1 rRNA gene (running past one end of the window) is annotated in these 2,853 nt (G+C 55.5%); it reads right to left on the bottom strand.

Features of this window, described 5'->3' with window-relative positions:
* Nucleotides 1-61: 61 nt before the first annotated feature.
* Nucleotides 62-2,853, bottom strand: a 23S ribosomal RNA gene (locus FOY51_RS26985) (it continues 340 nt past the right edge of the window).

Raw genomic sequence — 2,853 nt, 5'->3', positions numbered from 1 at the left:
TTTCAGTTCTGAACAACGTGTGTGTTGTTTCAGATACTGCACAGTGGACGCGTAGCTTCTTTGTGGTAAGTCCTCGGCCGATTAGTACCAGTCACCTGCACCCATTACTGGGCTTCCAGTTCTGGCCTATCAACCCGGTGGTCTGCCGGGGGCCTTACCCCCTCTAGGGGGTGAGAAACCTCATCTTGGAACAGGCTTCCCGCTTAGATGCTTTCAGCGGTTATCCCTTCCGAACGTAGCTAACCAGCGGTGCTCCTGGTGGAACAACTGGCACACCAGAGGTTCGTCCGTCCCGGTCCTCTCGTACTAGGGACAGCCTTCCTCAAGTTTCTAACGCGCGCGGCGGATAGAGACCGAACTGTCTCACGACGTTCTAAACCCAGCTCGCGTGCCGCTTTAATGGGCGAACAGCCCAACCCTTGGGACCTACTCCAGCCCCAGGATGCGACGAGCCGACATCGAGGTGCCAAACCATCCCGTCGATATGGACTCTTGGGGAAGATCAGCCTGTTATCCCCGGGGTACCTTTTATCCGTTGAGCGACACCGCTTCCACTTGCCGGTGCCGGATCACTAGTCCCGACTTTCGTCCCTGCTCGACCTGTCAGTCTCACAGTCAAGCTCCCTTGTGCACTTGCACTCAACACCTGATTGCCAACCAGGCTGAGGGAACCTTTGGGCGCCTCCGTTACATTTTGGGAGGCAACCGCCCCAGTTAAACTACCCACCAGGCACTGTCCCTGAACCAGATCATGGTCCGAGGTTAGAAGTCCAATACGATCAGAGTGGTATTTCAACGATGACTCCACCAACACTGGCGTGCTGATTTCACAGTCTCCCACCTATCCTACACAAACCGTACCGAACACCAATACCAAGCTATAGTGAAGGTCCCGGGGTCTTTTCGTCCTGCCGCGCGTAACGAGCATCTTTACTCGTAATGCAATTTCGCCGAGTCTATGGTTGAGACAGCTGAGAAGTCGTTACGCCATTCGTGCAGGTCGGAACTTACCCGACAAGGAATTTCGCTACCTTAGGATGGTTATAGTTACCACCGCCGTTTACTGGGGCTTAAATTCTCAGCTTCACCAACAAAGTTGATTAACCGGTCCTCTTAACCTTCCAGCACCGGGCAGGCGTCAGTCCGTATACATCGTCTTACGACTTCGCACGGACCTGTGTTTTTAGTAAACAGTCGCTTCTCACTGGTCTCTGCGACCCACACCAGCTCACGGAGTAAATCCGGTCACCAGCACGGGTCCCCCTTCTCCCGAAGTTACGGGGGCATTTTGCCGAGTTCCTTAACCATAGTTCTCTCGATCGCCTTGGTATTCTCTACCTGACCACCTGTGTCGGTTTGGGGTACGGGCCGTGTGAAAGCTCGCTAGAGGCTTTTCTCGGCAGCATAGGATCATGGAATTCGCCTCATTCGGCTATGCATCACCTCTCAGGCACATGTTGTGCGGATTTGCCTACACAACGCCCTACCGACTTACACCAGTACTACCACTGACTGGCCCCACTACCTTCCTGCGTCACCCCATCGCTTGACTACTACCAGGAAAGGTCCTGTGCATCACTCCCACGTCACCCGAAGGTGCTCCAGGAAGATCTGGACAGTTAGTACTCCTGATTCATCAGGGGCGCGTTCACACGGGTACGGGAATATCAACCCGTTGTCCATCGACTACGCCTGTCGGCCTCGCCTTAGGTCCCGACTCACCCTGGGCGGATTAACCTGGCCCAGGAACCCTTGGTCATTCGGCGGAAGAGTTTCTCACTCTTCTTTCGCTACTCATGCCTGCATTCTCACTCGTGTGGCCTCCACACCTGGATCACTCCGGCGCTTCCCTGGCCACACGACGCTCCCCTACCCACCCACACCACTGCACAACCCCCCGTAAGGGGAAGTGGGTGTTGTGTGAGTGCCGCGGCTTCGGCGGTGTACTTGAGCCCCGCTACATTGTCGGCGCAAAATCACTTGACCAGTGAGCTATTACGCACTCTTTCAAGGGTGGCTGCTTCTAAGCCAACCTCCTGGTTGTCTTCGCGACTTCACATCCTTTTCCACTTAGTACACGCTTAGGGGCCTTAGCCGGCGATCTGGGCTGTTTCCCTCTCGACTACGAACCTTATCGCCCGCAGTCTCACTGCCGCGCTCTCACTCACCGGCATTCGGAGTTTGGCTGATTTCGGTAAGCTTGTAGGCCCCCTAGACCATCCAGTAGCTCTACCTCCGGTGAGAAACACGCGACGCTGCACCTAAATGCATTTCGGGGAGAACCAGCTATCACGGAGTTTGATTGGCCTTTCACCCCTACCCACAACTCATCCCCTCAGTTTTCAACCTAAGTGGGTTCGGGCCTCCACGACGTCTTACCGTCGCTTCACCCTGGCCATGGGTAGATCACTCCGCTTCGGGTCTAGAACATGCGACTCTGGGCGCCCTATTCGGACTCGCTTTCGCTACGGCTGCCCCACACGGGTTAACCTCGCCACATGCCACTAACTCGCAGGCTCATTCTTCAAAAGGCACGCCATCACCCCCCACCCCGAAAGGTGCGAAGGCTCTGACGGATTGTAAGCGCACGGTTTCAGGTACTATTTCACTCCCCTCCCGGGGTACTTTTCACCTTTCCCTCACGGTACTAGTCCGCTATCGGTCACCAGGGAGTATTCAGGCTTATCGGGTGGTCCCGACAGATTCACAGCAGATTTCACGGGCCCGCTGCTACTCGGGTATTCACTACAACAGTCGTGGCGTTTTCGTCTACGGGATTCTCACCCTCTACGACAGGCCGTTCCAGACCACTTCGACTAACACCACGATTTCTCACTGTTGCCCAGGCCGGCA

The organism is Antrihabitans cavernicola, from assembly GCF_008297975.1.
Lineage (GTDB): Bacteria > Actinomycetota > Actinomycetes > Mycobacteriales > Mycobacteriaceae > Antrihabitans > Antrihabitans cavernicola.
The sequence above is the reverse complement of the archived record's forward strand: the minus strand, read 5'-3'. Positions and strand labels throughout refer to the sequence as shown.